Origin of the sequence: Aquibium microcysteis (assembly GCF_014495845.1) — a bacterium.
GTDB lineage: Bacteria > Pseudomonadota > Alphaproteobacteria > Rhizobiales > Rhizobiaceae > Aquibium > Aquibium microcysteis.
The window spans coordinates 3,358,952-3,375,158 of sequence record NZ_CP061080.1; the positions used below are offsets into that span (position 1 = coordinate 3,358,952).

Here is a 16,207-nt window from a genome sequence, read left to right on the forward strand (position 1 = left end):
ATGAGCATCCCCCACACCATCATCGTCGCGGGCGATTTCGCCGACTGGACCGTCGAAGGTCTCGCCGAATTCGCCCTGCTGGCCGAGAGGGCCGGTACGGTCGCGCTGGTGCTGCCTGATACGATCGCGCCGGCCACGGGCGGAGAGGCCTGGCCGGATGCCTTGATCCTGATCGGCTGGCTGGCTGCCGGCACCACCCGCATCCGGCTCCTGGCACGCGTTTCGAGCCTCGGGCACCAGCCCTACAATCTGGCGCGGCGTCTCGCCTCGCTGGAGCTCGTCAGCCACGGCCGCACGGGCTGGGTGATCGATGCCGAGGAAAGCGGCGACGCCTATGCGGCTTTCAGCGGCGAGGCCAGGCTCAAGGACGCGGACATCGCCGCGCGGCAGCGGGAATTCGAGCGGGTCGTGGACGGGCTCCTGCAGAGCTGGGATGCCGACGCCCTGACGCTCGACCGCGACAAGGGGCAGTTCTTCAGGCCGGAAGCGATGCACGCGCTCGATCACGAAGGCGACTACTTCACCGTGCGCGGACCGCTGAACGTGATGCGCTCGCCGCGCGGCAAGCCGGACGTGCTGCGGGACGGCGATCTCACGGAAGCATCGGTCGTGACGAGCCTCGAAGCCGCGAGAGCGCTGATCGAAGGACAGGCCCGATGAGCGCGACGATGAAGCTCGGCGCGTTCCTCATGCCGACCGGCCACCATGTCGCCGCGTGGCGCCACCCGCAGGCGGCCGCCGATGCGGGCATGAACGTCGATCACATGATAGCGCTGGCGCAGACGGCCGAGCGCGGCCTGTTCGACCTCGTCTTCTTCGAGGATGCAGCCGGCGTGCGCGAGGCGCGCGTCGAGATCGCCTCGCAGACCGCCCGCTCGCTGGGTTTCGAGCCGGTCAGCCTGCTTTCGGCGCTCGCGGCCCGCACGCGGACCATCGGCCTCGTGGCGACCGCTTCGTCCTCCTACAACGAGCCCTACGCGCTCGCCCGCGCCTTCGCCACGCTCGACCTCGTCAGCGGCGGACGGGCGGGCTGGAACCTCGTCACCTCTGCCAGCGAGATCGAGGCCGCGAATTTCGGCGCGCAGGGTCTGCGCGCGCATCGGGACCGCTACGCCAGGGCGGACGAATTCGCAGCAGTGGTCGCGCGGCTGTGGAGCCCCGGAAACCGCTCCGGGACGATCGACCATGTCGGCGAGAGCTTCTCGGTCCGGCAGGGGCTCGGCATTCCCGCGTCGCCGCAAGGCGCGCCGGTGCTGGTGCAGGCCGGCTCGTCGGACGTCGGCCGCGACCTCGCGGCCCGCACCGCCGACATCGTCTTCGTGGCGACCCAGACCTTCGACGCCGCAAAGGCCTTCTACGACGACGTGAAGGCGCGCGTCGTCCGGGCGGGACGCAAACCCGACCAGCTGAAGATCATGCCGGGGGTGTCGCCGGTGGTGGGAAGGACGCGTGACGAGGCGCAGTCGAAGTTCGATGCGCTTCAGGCGCTCATTCCCGACGAGGTGGGACTGGCGCTGCTCGCGAGCTATCTGTCCACCGATGCCCTGGAGGGCCTGCCGCTCGACGGTCCGATGCCAGACCTGAAGGCGAACGAGGGAATGCAGAGCCGTCAGCAGCTGGTCATCGACCAGTCGCGCCGCGAGGGCTTGAGCATCCGCCAGGTGGCGCAGCATTTCGCCGGCGCCCGCGGCCACTGGCGGCTGATCGGCACCGCGGCCGACATCGCCGACGAACTGGAAGCCTGGTTCGTCGGCGCCGCCTGCGACGGCTTCAACGTGATGCCGGCCTGGTTCCCCGGGGAACTGGACGATTTCGTCGACCTGGTGATCCCGGAACTGCAGCGCCGCGGGCTGTTCCGGACGCGATACGAAGGCGGCACCTTGCGCGCCAATCTCGGCCTCGAGGTGCCGGCATGAGCGACATCGTCGAGAGCATCGTCCACGACATCGAGAACCTGCTGCCCTTCGATCCGCGCGAGGATGCGATCGAGGGACTGACCCATGCCTACGACATCCAGAAGAAGGTGACGGCCGCGCTGCTCGACCGACATCCCGGCCGCCGCATCGCCGGCTACAAGATCGCCTTCAACAGGCGCTCGTCGATGGATTACTATGGCCTGAGCGAGCCCTGCTATGCGCCCCTGTTCTCCGACCAGATCCATTCCGGCAGCGCGACGTTGCCGTTTCGCCTGTATCGCGATCCGGTCATCGAGCCGGAAATCGCGATCCGCCTTTCCGCCACCCTCACCGGCAACGAGGACGACGCGGGCGTGGAAGCGGCGATCGGCGTCCTCCTGCCTGCGATCGAGATCATGGACGTGCGCGGCGCCTTCGCGCGGGACCCGAGCGCGGCCGCGGCCGTCGCCCAGCGCGTCCACGCCGAGGGCGCGGTGATCGGCGAGGCCGGCAGCCGCTGCGCGGTCGACGTCGCCGACGTGGTGGCGAGGCTCCGGGTCGACGGCGAAACGCGCGGCGAGGCGAAAGGCGCCGCACCGCAGACGCCGACGGAAGCGCTTGCCTGGCTGTCGCGCCGGCTCGCCGCGGACGGGCTGCCGCTCGAGGCCGGCATGATCGTGCTCACCGGCGCGCATCTGCCCGGCTTCGCCCTGACGAAGCCAAGCTCCGTCACCGTCGAGATCGCGCCGCTGGGCACCGTCTCGCTCAGCCTGCGAGGCTCCTGAGTTCGCCGACGACCTGCGGCGTCCACAAGGCCTCGAAGACCCTCGCGGCATCCGCACCCGTGGGACGATCCTCGTCGAGCGCGGGGACCGCCGAACGGACGGCGTCATGAACACGCAGACAGACCGGGGACAGCGCCGGCCCGGGCTCGATCCGCCGGCGCAGGTCGACGGCTTGCGCCGCGAGCATGGCTTCGATGGCGAGGAGCCATCGCATCGGTTCGACCTGTTCGGCGAGCTTTGAAACCGCGAGCACGGCGTTGGTCCCGATGTCCTCCACCATCTCCGAAACCACGATCGTGTCGAGGCTCGCCGGCGTGGCCCTGAGCCTGATTTCGGCATGCAGGGCCGCGAGCGATTTCTGCATCGGAACGAAGCCGGCCGAAGCGCCGCCGACCGGCGACAGATAATTGGCAAGGCCGGACAGGCGGCCGGTCGTCAGCTTGATGGAGCGCTGCACGCAGGCCGTCGCGAGTTGCACCATCGCGATGGCCAGCGTGTCGAAGGAAAGCGCGATCGATGCCGTCAGGAAGTTCGCGGAGGATCGAACCTCGCCCTGCGGCCCGATCACCAGGGGGTTGTCGGCGGGCGAATTCAGCTCGATCTCGACCTCCCGGCGCGCGGTCTCGAGCGCGGCGAGGAATGGACCGGTGACCTGCGGCAGGGCGCGGAACGACAGCGCGTCCTGCACCTTCTGCGAGGTCCGCGAGACATGGCCGCCGCCCGAAAGCGCGGCCCGAAACAGCGAAGCCGCCTCGACCTGCCCCGCCGCAGGACGGGCGCCGGCGATCCGCGCGTCGAAAATGTGCGGGCTGGCGCCAAACCCCTCGCAGGCGAGGGCCGCGACGGCGACATGGACGGCCGCGAGGTCTTCCAGCGCCGCGATCGCCAGCGCCGCCGTCGCCACCGTGACCGAAGAGGCGCTGCCGATCGACAGCCCGTCCTTGGGCGCCAGCCGGGCGGCGGCAAGCCCTGCCCTGGCCAGCGCGTCGCGCGCCGGCAATCGGACGCCGCCCAGATACGCCTCCCCCTCGCCGATCGCGGCAGCAGCCAGGCTCATGGTCTGCACGAGGTCGCTGGCGCCGGTCGATCCGCGCGAGGGGATGACCGGCACCACGTCCCGCGCCAGCATCTCCGACAGCAGGTCGAAGACCGGAAGCGACACCCCGGCGCCCGCCTGCGCGAGCCCGGCGAGGCGGCAGAAGAGAACCGCCCGGCAGACGTCGACCGGCAGCGCCGCGCCCACGCCCGCGACGCGCGCCGTTACAAGCGAGGCCTGCAGATCTTCGGCCTCCGCCGCGTGGATCCGGTGGCCGATATTGCCGCCGAGCCCGGTGTTCAGCCCGTAGACGGGAATGTCCCGCGCGAGATGATCGTCGAGCACGCCGCGCGCCTGCTGCATCGCCGCGCGCCGCACGGGGCTCGCCGTGACCGCGACCGGCCCCTGCGCGGCAGCGACAACGTCGGCGATCGTCACCAGCCGGTCAGAGAAGACGAACGTCCTCATGCGTAGCGCAGCCGGTGCCCGACGCCCATGCTCTGCGCCTTCGTCAGGAAGGCATGACCGAGCGCGATGTCGGACAGGGAGAGGCCGCGATGCCAGAACAGGTTGGTTTCCGCCTCGCTCTCGCGGCCGGGCTTCAGTCCGGCGACGATCTGGCCGAGTTCGGCATGAAGCGTCCGTTCCGACAGCTTGCCGGCCTCGACATGGGCGCGCAGCGAGCCGAACTTGCCGCCCTTGCACTGCCCCCAGTCGTCCACCACCATCTTCGCCATGATGTCGGTGAGCGAAAGCTCCACCGCGCTCATCGTTCCGTAGGGCACGACGAGCGCGCCCGGCTTGATCCACTCCGTCTTCAGCATCGGCCGGGGCTCGCTCAGCCGCGAGGCCTCGACCACGATGTCGGCGCCTTCGACGCAGGAACGCCAGTCCTCGGTGACGGTCACCGCCTTGCCGAGGTCGCGGGAGAGCCGTTCTCCGAAGCTCTCCCGGCTTTCGGGCCGGCGCGAATGCACGCGGATCTCGTCGAAGTCGAAGAGATGATCGAGGAGCCGCACGTTCCAGTACGCCGTGCCGCGCGCGCCGATATGGCCGAGCACCTTCGAGCCCTTGCGCGCCAGGTGCTTGGCGCCGATGGCTGTGACGGCGCCGGTGCGCATGTCGGTGATGCCGCTGGCATCGAGGATGGCCGTGGGCTTGCCGGTGCGCGGATCGAAGAGGTTGAGGACTCCGAATTCGGACGGCATGCCGTGCTTGTAGTTGTCGACGAAGTCGCCGACGATCTTCACGCCTGCCGCGTCGATCTCGCCGCCGATCCAGCCGCGCAGCACGTTGAAATGGCCCTCCACGCCGGCGCGCGGCTCCAGATGCATGCGCGGCTCGATGACCGTTTCCCCGCGTCCCTGCATGGCCAGACTGGCCTCGATCGCCGCGAGAATCTCGCCATCCCCGAGCATGGCCGCCTCGATGTCGAAGCGGTTGAGGTAGGTGATGTAGATGGGGAGCATGTGCCGGTGTCCTGACGTTTCAATCGCCCATTGCTGCCCGTTCGATGCGGCGAAGGCAAGGAAGCGAGGTCGTGCCGCAACGACCGCATCGGCAAACCGGCGGAGGTGCAGCCGCTTAGCCGGAGGCACCAGCGCACAGTGCGGCCGCGGATCCCGCAACCGGGCGGTGCGCGCCTGGCAGTCTCTACGGGCGGCGCCTGTAGAACCTGTCGCCGACGACGAAGCCGTCGAGCCCCGTGTCGCGGACATAGCGCACCAGATCGCTCATCCGGTTGATGAAGCCCTTGCCCGAGAAGTTGAGCGAGGTGTTGCAGAGAACGCCATAGCCGGTGCGCGCCTTGAAGGCCGACAGCAGCGCGTGCATCCGCGCGTTCTGCGCGGCGGTGACCGTCTGCGCCCGCGCGGATCCGTCGACATGGGTGACGGCCTGGATGGCGTCGGTCTTGACGCGCTGGAAATAGAGCATGTGCGGGCTCGGCCCGTGATGCGTAAACAGCCGGTCGAGCTCCTCCTCGAGCAGAATCGGCGCAATCGGGCGGAAGCCCTCGCGCTTCTTGATCGCGTTGAGGCGCGTGTGCATCTCCTTCGTGAAGGGGGCCGCGATCAGCGACCGGTTGCCCAGCGCGCGCGGGCCGATCTCGTAGCGCCCCTGCACCCAGGCGAGCACGGCGCCGCCGGCCAGCGCCTCGGCCACCACGGCATCGTCGGCGGGCACGGCGGCGAAGCCCGTCAGGTCGGCCGCATCATGCACGAAATCCTCGCCGGCATAGGCCGTCCAGGCGATCTTGGCATTGCCGGTGATGCGCAGCTGTGCATCGGCGGCTGTGCCGATGGCGGAACCGGAATCATTGGTGCAGGGCTGCACGAAGACGTCCGCGAACAGGCCGCAGCCCTTCCATTCGCTGTTCCAGTCGCAGTTGAGGCCGCAGCCGCCGGAGACCAGCAGCGGCAGGCCGTCGCGCATGTTCGCCCTGGCGAAGTCGAGAAAGCGCGAAAACATCGCGTCCTGGAAGCGGCGCGCCAGATTGCGGAAGGCTTCGGTCTCCAGCCCGATGTCGAAGAAGGGCGTGCCGACGAAGTCCGCCTTGCGCAGCGGCGCGGCCACCGCGTCCCAGGCGATCAGCCGTTCGATCAGTTCCCGCTCCTCGGGCGTCTCGGGAACGTCCCGGCCATAGCCGGCGATCGCCATCAGCTTGCCCGCGTCCTCGCGCCGCGACTTGCGGGCATCGATCGCCAAGGTCGGGTCTGCCAGCCCGTAGAGGAAGCCGTATTTGTGGCCCGGACCGGTGACCGGGGTGCCGAGCTTCGTCACCTGGAGTTTCTCGTCGATGCGGTAGAACGAACCGAGCACGCCCTCCCACACCAGCGCGTAGCAGGCCTGACCCTGCGGGAACGGGGACATGGCGTAGCTGCCGATGATGTGGGACCGCTCGTGCGAGGACGAGAAGAAGCGCACCTCCTTGCCCGCGAAGCGCTGCGGACGGTCGATGATGCCGCTCTCGTCGTGCCCGAAATAGCCGGCGCCGAGCGGCTGCGCGAACGGCCGGAACGAGCCCATCCAGCCCGACAGCGCATGCACGTCCGGAATGGCGTCGCAGAGACCGAGCCCGCGCAGCACGAGTTCCGGCGTCACCGGCGCATAACGCGGGCCGGAATCCTTCTCCGCCTCGATCGAGAAGGCGAGCGTCGCGTCCTCGATCAGGGCGACGTGACCGTCGTGACCGGGCTTGTAGGAAAAGATCTTCATGCGCGCTCCGCAGGGGTCGGAAGACGGAGCCTCCCCGACCCCGCACCCGATCCTTAGGGCATGATCGGCCGCAGGCCTATGGCACTGCGGCAACGGTCCGGCGGAAAGCGGCGGCTATTCGGCTGCTTCCGCGAAGGCGGTCGGCGTGTAGTTGAGGACCGGGGCCAGCCATCGTTCCACCTCCTCCACGCTCATGCGCTTGCGGCGCGCATAGTCTTCGACCTGGTCGCGCTCGACCTTCGCGACGCCGAAATAATAGCTTTCCGGATGCGACAGATAGAGGCCCGACACCGACGAGCCGGGCCACATCGCATAGCTCTCGGTCAGCCGCACGCCGATCCGCGCCTCCGCGTCGAGCAGGTCGAACAGCGTCGCCTTCTCGGTGTGGTCGGGTTGCGCCGGGTAGCCCGGCGCCGGGCGGATGCCGCGGTAGGGTTCGCCCACGAGATCCTCCGGCGCGAAAGCCTCGTCTGCCGCATAGCCCCAGAGCTCCTTGCGCACGCGTTCATGCATGCGCTCGGCGAAGGCTTCGGCGAAACGGTCGGCCAGCGCCTTGACCATGATCGAGGAATAGTCGTCGTTGGCGCGCTCGAAGCGCTCCGCGATCGCCACCTCCTCGATGCCGGCAGACACCACGAAGCCGCCGACATAGTCGTCCCTGCCGCTGTCCCGCGGCGCGACGAAATCGGCGAGCGCGAGGTTCGGCTTGCCGTCGCGGCGGGGAAGCTGCTGGCGCAGCGTATGGAGCGCGGCGATCTCACTTGCGCGGCTGTCGTCGGCAAACAGCGCGATGTCGTCGCCGACCGCGTTGGCCGGCCAGAAGCCGACCACCGCCTTCGGCGCGAACCAGCTTTCCGCGACGATCTTGGCGAGCATCGCCTGCGCGTCCTCGAACAGCTGGCGCGCCGCCGCGCCCTGCTTCTCGTCGTCCAGGATCTTCGGGTAGCGGCCCTTGAGCTCCCAGGTCTGGAAGAAGGGCGTCCAGTCGATGTAGCGGGCGAGGTCTGCCAGATCCCAGTCCTGGAACACGCGCGTGCCGAGAAAGGAGGGCTTCGGCGGGTCGTAGGACGCCCAGTCGATGCGATGCCCATTGGCGCGGGCACGCGCCAGCGGCAGGCGCTGCTTGTCGGCCTCCGAGCGCGCATGCGCATCGGCGACCTTGCGGTACTCGGCGCGAACGGTCTCGATCATGCCGGGCTTCGTCTCCTGCGACAGCAGGCCCGAGACCACGCCCACGGCGCGGCTGGCATCGGTGACGTAGATCGCCTGGCCGCGATGATAGCGCGGGTGGATCTTCACCGCGGTGTGCACGCGGCTCGTCGTCGCCCCGCCGATGAGCAGCGGGATGTCGAAGCCTTCCCGCTCCATTTCCGAAGCGACGTGCACCATCTCGTCGAGCGACGGCGTGATCAGGCCCGAGAGCCCGATGATGTCGACCTTGCGCTCGCGCGCCGTCTCCAGGATCTTCGTCGCCGGCACCATCACGCCGAGGTCGATGATCTCGTAATTGTTGCAGGCGAGCACGACGCCGACGATGTTCTTGCCGATGTCGTGGACGTCCCCCTTGACGGTCGCCATCAGCACCGTGCCTGCGGTCTTGCGCGCGCCGCCGCCGCCATTGGCCCGCTTCTCGGCCTCCATGTGGGGCAGCAGAACCGCCACCGCCTGCTTCATCACGCGCGCCGACTTGACCACCTGCGGCAGGAACATCTTGCCGGCGCCGAACAGGTCGCCGACGACGTTCATGCCGGCCATCAGCGGCCCCTCGATGACGTGCAGCGGACGCTCGGCCGCCTGCCGCGCCTCCTCGGTGTCGACGTCGATGTATTCGGTGATGCCGTTGACCAGCGCATGCTCCAGCCGCTTCTCCACCGGCCAGTCGCGCCACCTCAGGTCCTTCTCGCGCGCCTCCTTGCCGGCCGCGCCCTTGTAGCGCTCGGCGAGGTCGAGCAGGTTCTCCGTCGCCGTCCCGCCGGCCCTGGGCTTGCGGTTCAGCACCACGTCCTCGCAGGCCTCGCGCAGTTCCGGATCGATCGTCTCGTAGACGGCGAGCTGGCCCGCATTGACGATGCCCATGTCCATGCCCGCCTGGATGGCGTGGTAGAGGAACACCGCGTGCATGGCCTCGCGCACCGGCTCGTTGCCCCGGAACGAGAAGGAGAGGTTCGACACGCCGCCCGAGACGTGGACGCCCGGCATGGCGGTCGTGATCTCCCGCGCGGCCGCGATGAAGTCGTGGCCGTAATTGTCGTGCTCCTCGATACCGGTCGCCACCGCGAAAATGTTCGGGTCGAAGATGATGTCGGCGGCCTCCATGCCGGCCTCCTCGGTCAGCAGCTTGAAGGCCCGCTTCGAGATCTCGACCTTGCGCTCCTTCGTGTCGGCCTGGCCCTTCTCGTCGAAGGCCATCACGACGACGGCGGCGCCATAGGCCTGGCAGAGCCGCGCATGGTGCAGGAAGGCCTCCTCGCCTTCCTTCAGCGAGATCGAGTTGACGACCGGCTTGCCCTGGACGCATTTCAGCCCGGCCTCGATGATCTCCCACTTGGAACTGTCGATCATCAGCGGCACCTTGGCGATGTCGGGTTCGGCGGCGATCAGGTTGAGGAACTCGACCATCGCCTTCTGCGAATCGATCAGGCCCTCGTCCATGTTGACGTCGATGATCTGCGCGCCGTTCTCCACCTGGTCGCGCGCGACGTCGAGGCCTGCGGCATAGTCGCCGGCGGTGATCAGCTTCCTGAACTTCGCCGACCCGGTCACGTTGGTCCGCTCGCCGACGTTGACGAAGGGAATGTCCCTGGTGAGCACGAAGGGCTCCAGCCCCGACAGGCGCATCAGCGGCCCAACTTCGGGAATCGCCCGCGGCGGGTGCCTCCCGACGGCCTCCGCGATCGCGCGGATGTGCTCGGGCGTCGAGCCGCAGCAGCCGCCGACGATGTTGACCAGCCCCTCGCGCGCGAAGTCCGCGACCTGGGAGGCCATGAATTCGGGGCTCTCGTCGTACTGGCCGAAGGCGTTGGGCAGACCGGCGTTCGGATAGGCGCAAGTCAGCGTGTCGGCGACGCCCGAAATCTCGGCGATGTGCGGCCGCATGGCGGCGGCGCCCAGCGCGCAGTTGAGGCCCACCGACACCGGCCGCGCATGGCGCACGGAGTGCCAGAAGGCCGTCGGCGTCTGGCCGGAAAGCGTCCGGCCCGACAGGTCCGTGATGGTACCCGAGATCATGATCGGCAGGTCGATGCCCTTCTCGGCGAAGACCTCGCCGCAGGCGAAGATCGCCGCCTTGGCGTTCAGCGTGTCGAAGATCGTCTCGATCAGGATCAGGTCGGCGCCGCCGTCGATGAGGCCGCGCAGCTGTTCGCCATAGGCGAGCCGCAGGTCGTCGAAGGACACCGCGCGGTAGCCGGGATTGTTGACGTCGGGCGAGATCGACGCGGTGCGGTTGGTCGGCCCCAGCGCGCCGGCCACGAAGCGGCGCCGTCCGTCCTCCTGCGTGGCGCGGAGCGCGGCCCGCCGGGCCAGCCGCGCGCCGTCGCGGTTCAGGTCGTAGACCATCTCCTCCATGCCGTAGTCGGCCTGCGCGATGGACGTCGACGAGAAGGTGTTGGTCTCGATGATGTCGGCGCCGGCGATGGCGTAGGAATAATGGATCTCCTCGATCGCCTTCGGCTGGGTCAGGATCAGGATGTCGTTGTTGCCCTGCTGGTGGCAGGCGCAGCCCTCGAAACGGTCGCCGCGAAAATGATCCTCGCCGAGCCCGAGCCCCTGGATCTCCGTCCCCATCGCACCGTCGAGGATCAGGATGCGCTCGCGCGCGGCCGCACGGAGCGCCGCGCGGATCTCCGCGCCGTCGCGCACGGGCGCGGCGGCACCGAACAGATCGTCGAGGCTCGAAGCCATGGCGGATATCCTCATGCTGGCATTTGGTTAAACCGAATGCTCACATAAGGATATCTTTATGTCAATATGGACGACCTGCCGCCCGCGGATCGGTCACGAATGCGGTTTGTGCCCGCCTCCGTGTACCGGAGGATGGTGCCCCTCCTCATCCATCATCACGACGCCGTCGAACGTCGAGAACTTCGCCACCAGCGCCGGATCGAGCTTCGCCTCGGCTTCGGCGATGGCCGCAGCCATTGCCGAAGCCTCCGTCTGGCTCAGGCCGAAATGCGTCAGCGAGGCGGCTTCCTTCAGCGCATCGCCGCTGCACAGCGTCAGTGTCCAGGCGTCGCCCTTGCGGCGCAGCAGGGCGCGGCCGCCCATCTCGCCCTGCGACCAGCCGGCGACCGCGATGTCGCCCTGCACCACGACCGGTTCGACGGTGAGCGGTGACTCGGGCTTGTCGAAGGTCGCCATCATCAGGTGCCGGATGGCGCCGCCGTCGGACGTGTCGTGGGCCGAGGCCGGCACCGCCAGGGTCAGCCCGAGTGCCAGCGTGATGGCGAGGGAAAGCGTGGATCGTCTCATCGTCGTTCCTCCTTGGTTGGAAATGAGGCTCGTGCGGCCGGCTTCATGGCCGGATGTCGACCTCGCCCTCGAGCCTGACGCGCTCGAAATCGCTGACCAGCACGTCGACCCGCAGCGACCAGCGGCCCGGCAGAGGCAGCACGAGGTCGCCGGCGCGCCATACGCCCTCCTCCGCCGCCATGTCGCGGCGGATCGGTTCGATGCCGGCGTCGGGCCGCGACAGCACGAGCGTGACGGCCTTGGCCGTGAAGGGACCGAAATCGCCGCCCTGCAGCGCCGCACTGACCGCGACCGGCCCCGCGACGCCCGGCATCACGGTCACGTCGGCCATCACGCGCGGATCGTGCAGGTGCACCCAGGCGGGCTCGGCAGCGGCCCGCGCCAGCGCGCGCGGCGGCGGGGTGAAGCGCCACGTGGCGGCCGCGCCGAGAATGAGGACGGCGAGCAGCAGTTCCGCGACGATGGCGCGGAGGAGCGCCCGGCGGGCAGCCGCATCGTCGCGTGCCGCCGCCGGCGTCAGGCGCCAGCGGTTGAAGGCGGCGAGCACAAGCAGCAGGGCAACCAGCGCCAGCTTGACGAGGAGGACCCGGCCATAGGCGGTCGTCACGAGGGCCGCCGGTGTCTGGACCTGGATGAAAGCGAGCACGCCGCCCGAAGCGACCAGGACGACCAGCAGCCAGGGGATCGATCGCGAGAAGCGGCCGAGCAGGACGGTCGCCGCCTCGCCGCCCGCCCGCAGCGCGAGCCCGAGCGGCATCAGCGCGCCGATCCAGGCCGCCATCGTCGCGACGTGCAGCGCCACCATCGGCCGGGTCAGCCATTGCGGTTCGGCGGAGCCTGCGTGCCCGCTGGCGGCCACCGCCGCGCCTGCGCCGAGGAGGGCGATCAGCGCCGGTGCGCGCCCGGCGGGTCCGGGCAGGACGATCGCGACCATGGCCGCCGCCGAGGCAACGAGGAGCCCGAGCGCGGTTCGGCCAAAGGAGGTATCGAGACCGGTCAGCCAGACCGTCGGATGAAGGAGGCTCGTCACCGGTTTCGCCAGCGCGTCGAGCCCCTGCGCGCCGACCGCCAGCACAGCCGCGATCATACCTGCGACGACGAAGCCGGCGGCCACGCCCCGGCCGACGTCCCGGCCCGTCCCGAACCACGAAAGCGCGAAGACGCCGCCGATGCCGAACGCAATTCCGGCGGTGAGCAGGAGTTTCGATGCCCAGACCAGGCCGCGCACCGGCCAGTCGACCGCTTCGGCCTGTGCTCCGGGCATGGCGCTGGGAGCGCCGATGGAGAAGATCAGCGAGCCGCCGACGGGATGCCCGTCCTCAGAGACGACCCGCCAGGAGAACACGTGCGTGCCGTCGGATAGCCCGTCCGGCAGCGCGACGCGCAGCGTGTTGCCGCTGTAGGCGACATCGGACAGATCCCGGGATGCGCCGTCCGGGGTAACCAGCCGCATCACCAGCGGCGACACGATCTCGGAGAAGGTCAGCGCGATCCCGGACGGCGCCATTGCCACGACCGCGCCGTCCGCCGGATCGGCCGAGGCGAGCGAGGCATGCGCCAGCGCTCCGGCCGTCCCGGCAAACAGCAGGGCCAGCGCGAGGATGGCCTTTGCCAGGAAAGACGCACCTGCCCGGCGCCCGACCTCGATCGGCATGGATGACGGCAGCATTGCGTTCTCTCCCTGGTCGGATCGGGCGGGCCTCCACGGCCCGCCCGTGGTCGATCAATGCGCGTGCGGCTTCTCGATCAGCTTGATGCCCGGGGCCGGGCCCTCGAGGTCGTGCGGGTCCTGGCCTTCCTTCGGGATCTCGATCCAGCGCTCGGCAGCACCGTCCGGGCATTCCTGCACGACCGGGAAATAGAGCATCTGGCCGACCGGCAGGTCCTTGGTCAGGAAGACGCGCACGACGAACTCGTCATACTCGTCGTCGCCGAGATTTCCGCCGCTCCAGACCACCTCCTTCACGCCCTCGCTGAGCGTGCGGCCGTAATACTCGTAGGACTTGGCATAGGCACCGGTGACCTTCTCCAGCGTCCAGCCGGCCTTCGGCATCGGCTTGGCGGTGATCACGCCCTCGGGAATCTGGACGCGCACGGTGTTGGTCGGCTTGCCCTCGCAGCCGTGCGGCACGCGGAACACTGCCTTGTAGCTCGCGCCGACGGGCGCTTCAGCCTGCTCGAGCGTGGTGTGGGCCTGGGCCATGCCGGCTGTGGCGAGGACGAGAGCGCAGGCGGAGAGAATGGACTTCGACATCAGTGTGTCTTTCCTTGATGAAGATGGATGCTGTTGGATCGGGTGCATGCCCGGCCGGTCGCCGGACAAAGCGAGGATGTCCGGTCCGGAGATGTCCGGACCGCTGCGGGCGGCCGCTGCTGCGCGGCCGTTCGGGCTGTAGGCTGTTTCTGGCTGGCCTACCGGCCGGGCGTCAGCCGCCGTGGCCGGAATGCCCGTCGTGCTTCGGCGCGCCGCCCATGCCTTCGACGGCGAACTCCACCGCGACCTTGCCCGCCTTCTCGAACTCGAGCGTGGCTTCGAAGCTGTCGCCCTCGACGGGACGCGCGGTCAGGCCCATGAACATCAGGTGGTAGGAGCCGGGCTTGAGCTCGACCGAACCGCCGGCCGGAATCTCGAGACCGCCCTCGACCGGGCGCATGGTCATGACGCCCTTGTCGTCGACCGACATCTCATGCACCTCGCCCTTCATCGAGATCGGCGAGGACACGCCGACCAGACGATCCGCCGCGGTGCCGTTGTTGGTCAGCACCAGGAACCCGCCGGCCACCTTGGCGCCTTCCGGCGTCTGGCGCGACCAGGGATGGCCGATGACGATGTCGCCGGCCTTGAACTCATGGGCGTGCGAGGCCGGCGCCGAGGCGAACAGCGCCGCAAGCGACAGTGCCGATGCGGTGAGGATGCCGGCCAGATGGGTGCGGCGGGCGAAGGTGAGCGCGGATGCGCGAAGGGAAGTCGACATGATGGTTCTCCGAACGAAGCGATGGCGTCCGCGAAGGCGGACCCGATGATCACGACAGGCGGCCCGGGATCGCCGGGCGGCATCGATCAGATCGCGGTCGGAGGGGCGCGCGGACTGCCCGGGCGCGTCGGCCGGCTGGAAGCGGCAAGGCCTACCGGCTCCTTGACGAAGGGACGCGTGGAGCGGGGATGGTAGGCCGGCAGTGTCACCGGGTCGAGCGGCGGGAGCAGCGAGGAGACCGCATTCCCGCATCCGAAGGTGCAGCAGTCGTGGAATCCCGCGGGATCGCCAGCGGGCATCTCGGCGCCCGGCTCGCCGGCCAGGCACAGGACGTTGCCGAAGGCATCGAGCTGGGGCACCGCGGCATGAGCGGCGCTGCCGAGACCGGCTGCGAAAAGCTGGACGAGCAGGACGAGCAGCGCGATCTGCGCCGTCCACCTCCCCGATGCTCTCCGCAAAGCCTTCACGGCCGAACGTTCCTTCCGTCTCGAGCAATCCTTCTGCCCGCTGGAAGGTTTCCTAGCAGGTCGCGATGCGTGCGCCAAGCAGGTCACGGCGTGGCTCGAACGATGCCGGGTGCGGCATTTGCTCCTTCGGCCTCTCCTGCCGCGCCCGGTGCGGCCGTCGTGCCGCACCGGGGCTCCGGAGGACGCGGCGGTCAGGCCGCGCGGGCGGGCTTCTGCGGATCGGCGGCGAGCAGCGCGCTGGCATCGGACGGCGACAGGGCCGCTGGCCGCTCGCAGGTCGTCTTCATCTCGACGAACTTGCCCGTCTCGCCCGACTTCAGGATCGAGGTCATGATCTCGATCGCATGCAGCGAGGCTTCCAGCGAACAGCGGTGCGGCCGGTCCTCGCGGATCCCGGCGGCCATGTCCGCAAGGCCGGAGGCGCGGTAATTGGCCAGCGGCCCGCGCGGACTGTCCTGGTTGGGCACGGCGAAGGGATGCTCCCAGGGCTCCGGACTGGCCACCGGCTGGTCGCGGAGCGTGTAGCGCACGTCGCCGCCGAAGAAGTTCGGGTCGGGCACGAAGAGCGTCCCTTCCTCCCCGTAGAGTTCGATCGGAGAATGACCGTGCGTCCAGACGTCCCAGCTCGCGTTCAGCGTCACCACCGCGCCGCTCTCGAAATGCAGCAGCGCGTGCAGCGTCGTCGGCGTCTCGACGGCGATGGTCTGACCGGCGCGCGGCTGCGACGTGATCAGCCGCTCCCGTGTCGGGATGGACGACAGCGCCGCCACGCGCCGCACCGGCCCGATGAGCTGGATCAGGTTGGCGACGTAATAGGGTCCGACGTCGAGCACCGGGCCGCCGCCGGCCTTGAAGAAGAAATCGGGGTTCGGATGCCAGTGCTCCATACCGTGGCTCATCACGTAGCAGGTGCCGCTGGTGATGCGGCCGACCGCCCCGGAATCGACGATGTGGCGGGCGTACTGGTGCGCTCCGCCGAGGAAGGTGTCCGGGGCCGATCCGATGCGCAGCTTCTTCTTGGTCGCGACCTTCTTCAGGTCGAGCCCTTCGGCCACCGACAGAACGAAGGGCTTCTCCGAATAGACGTGCTTGCCCGCATCGAGCGCGCGGCGCGAAATCTCGTAATGCGCCGCCGGGATCGTCAGATTGACCACGATGTCGATGTCGGAGGCCGCGAGCAGTCCCTCCACCGTCTCCGCCCGCACGCCAAACTCGGTCGCACGCGCCGTCGCTGCGGCCATGTCGATGTCGGCGCAGGCCCGCATCTCGATGCCGAGGAACAGCGGTGCGAGCCTCAGATAGGCCGCAGAGATGTTGCCGCAGCCGATGACGCCGACGCCTAGTTTCTTCACCATTGCAAGTC

13 protein-coding genes are annotated in these 16,207 nt (G+C 69.1%); 3 read left to right on the plus strand and 10 right to left on the minus strand.

What is annotated here, in order from left to right; translation table 11 throughout:
* The 3 genes from IAI54_RS15625 to IAI54_RS15635 are packed head-to-tail and all read left to right on the plus strand — an operon-like array spanning position 1 to position 2,680.
* Positions 1–660, plus strand: a complete 660-nt coding sequence (locus IAI54_RS15625; protein WP_187968080.1) for an LLM class flavin-dependent oxidoreductase — start codon at positions 1–3, stop codon at positions 658–660.
* Positions 657–1,916 carry an LLM class flavin-dependent oxidoreductase gene (locus tag IAI54_RS15630; RefSeq protein ID WP_187968081.1) on the plus strand — a complete coding sequence of 420 codons (1,260 nt, stop codon included), beginning with the start codon at positions 657–659 and terminating at the stop codon, positions 1,914–1,916. Before IAI54_RS15625 ends, IAI54_RS15630 begins: the two co-directional genes overlap by 4 nt.
* Positions 1,913–2,680 carry a 2-keto-4-pentenoate hydratase gene (locus tag IAI54_RS15635; RefSeq protein WP_187968082.1) on the plus strand — a complete coding sequence of 256 codons (768 nt, stop codon included), beginning with the start codon at positions 1,913–1,915 and terminating at the stop codon, positions 2,678–2,680. The genes IAI54_RS15630 and IAI54_RS15635 overlap by 4 nt, the downstream gene beginning before the upstream one ends.
* Here the strand turns inward: IAI54_RS15635 and IAI54_RS15640 are convergent.
* The 10 genes from IAI54_RS15640 to IAI54_RS15685 form a co-directional block, all read right to left on the minus strand.
* Entirely contained in the window at positions 2,661–4,184 is a 1,524-nt protein-coding gene (locus IAI54_RS15640) for an aromatic amino acid lyase (RefSeq protein ID WP_187968083.1), read from the minus strand. The two genes, IAI54_RS15635 and IAI54_RS15640, sit on opposite strands and share 20 nt — an antisense overlap.
* A complete protein-coding gene (locus IAI54_RS15645) occupies positions 4,181–5,185 on the minus strand; it encodes an ornithine cyclodeaminase family protein (protein ID WP_187968084.1) in 1,005 nt (334 codons plus the stop codon). Before IAI54_RS15645 ends, IAI54_RS15640 begins: the two co-directional genes overlap by 4 nt.
* 184 nt (positions 5,186–5,369) lie before the next feature.
* On the minus strand, positions 5,370–6,932 hold the full coding sequence (locus IAI54_RS15650) for a carbamoyltransferase C-terminal domain-containing protein (RefSeq protein WP_187968085.1): 1,563 nt from the start codon (positions 6,930–6,932) through the stop codon (positions 5,370–5,372).
* A gap of 114 nt (positions 6,933–7,046) precedes the next feature.
* A complete protein-coding gene (gene metH / locus IAI54_RS15655; protein ID WP_187968086.1) occupies positions 7,047–10,835 on the minus strand; it encodes a methionine synthase in 3,789 nt (1,262 codons plus the stop codon).
* A 93-nt stretch (positions 10,836–10,928) separates the two neighbouring features.
* The gene (locus IAI54_RS15660) at positions 10,929–11,402 is read right to left on the minus strand and encodes a copper uptake system-associated protein (RefSeq protein ID WP_187968087.1); all 474 of its coding nucleotides are present in this window, start codon (positions 11,400–11,402) and stop codon (positions 10,929–10,931) included.
* 43 nt (positions 11,403–11,445) lie between these two features.
* Positions 11,446–13,071 (minus strand): copper resistance CopC/CopD family protein, encoded by a 1,626-nt coding sequence (locus tag IAI54_RS15665; RefSeq protein ID WP_235679065.1) that lies wholly within the window; start codon positions 13,069–13,071, stop codon positions 11,446–11,448.
* A gap of 54 nt (positions 13,072–13,125) precedes the next feature.
* Positions 13,126–13,656 carry a YcnI family copper-binding membrane protein gene (locus IAI54_RS15670; RefSeq protein WP_187968088.1) on the minus strand — a complete coding sequence of 177 codons (531 nt, stop codon included), beginning with the start codon at positions 13,654–13,656 and terminating at the stop codon, positions 13,126–13,128.
* 172 nt (positions 13,657–13,828) lie between these two features.
* Positions 13,829–14,377, minus strand: coding sequence for a copper chaperone PCu(A)C (locus IAI54_RS15675; RefSeq protein WP_187968089.1), 549 nt, complete (start codon positions 14,375–14,377; stop codon positions 13,829–13,831).
* An 86-nt stretch (positions 14,378–14,463) separates the two neighbouring features.
* The gene (locus tag IAI54_RS15680; protein ID WP_187968090.1) at positions 14,464–14,844 is read right to left on the minus strand and encodes a hypothetical protein; all 381 of its coding nucleotides are present in this window, start codon (positions 14,842–14,844) and stop codon (positions 14,464–14,466) included.
* 191 nt (positions 14,845–15,035) lie between these two features.
* Positions 15,036–16,199 carry a Gfo/Idh/MocA family protein gene (locus IAI54_RS15685; RefSeq protein WP_187968091.1) on the minus strand — a complete coding sequence of 388 codons (1,164 nt, stop codon included), beginning with the start codon at positions 16,197–16,199 and terminating at the stop codon, positions 15,036–15,038.
* Positions 16,200–16,207: the final 8 nt, after the last annotated feature.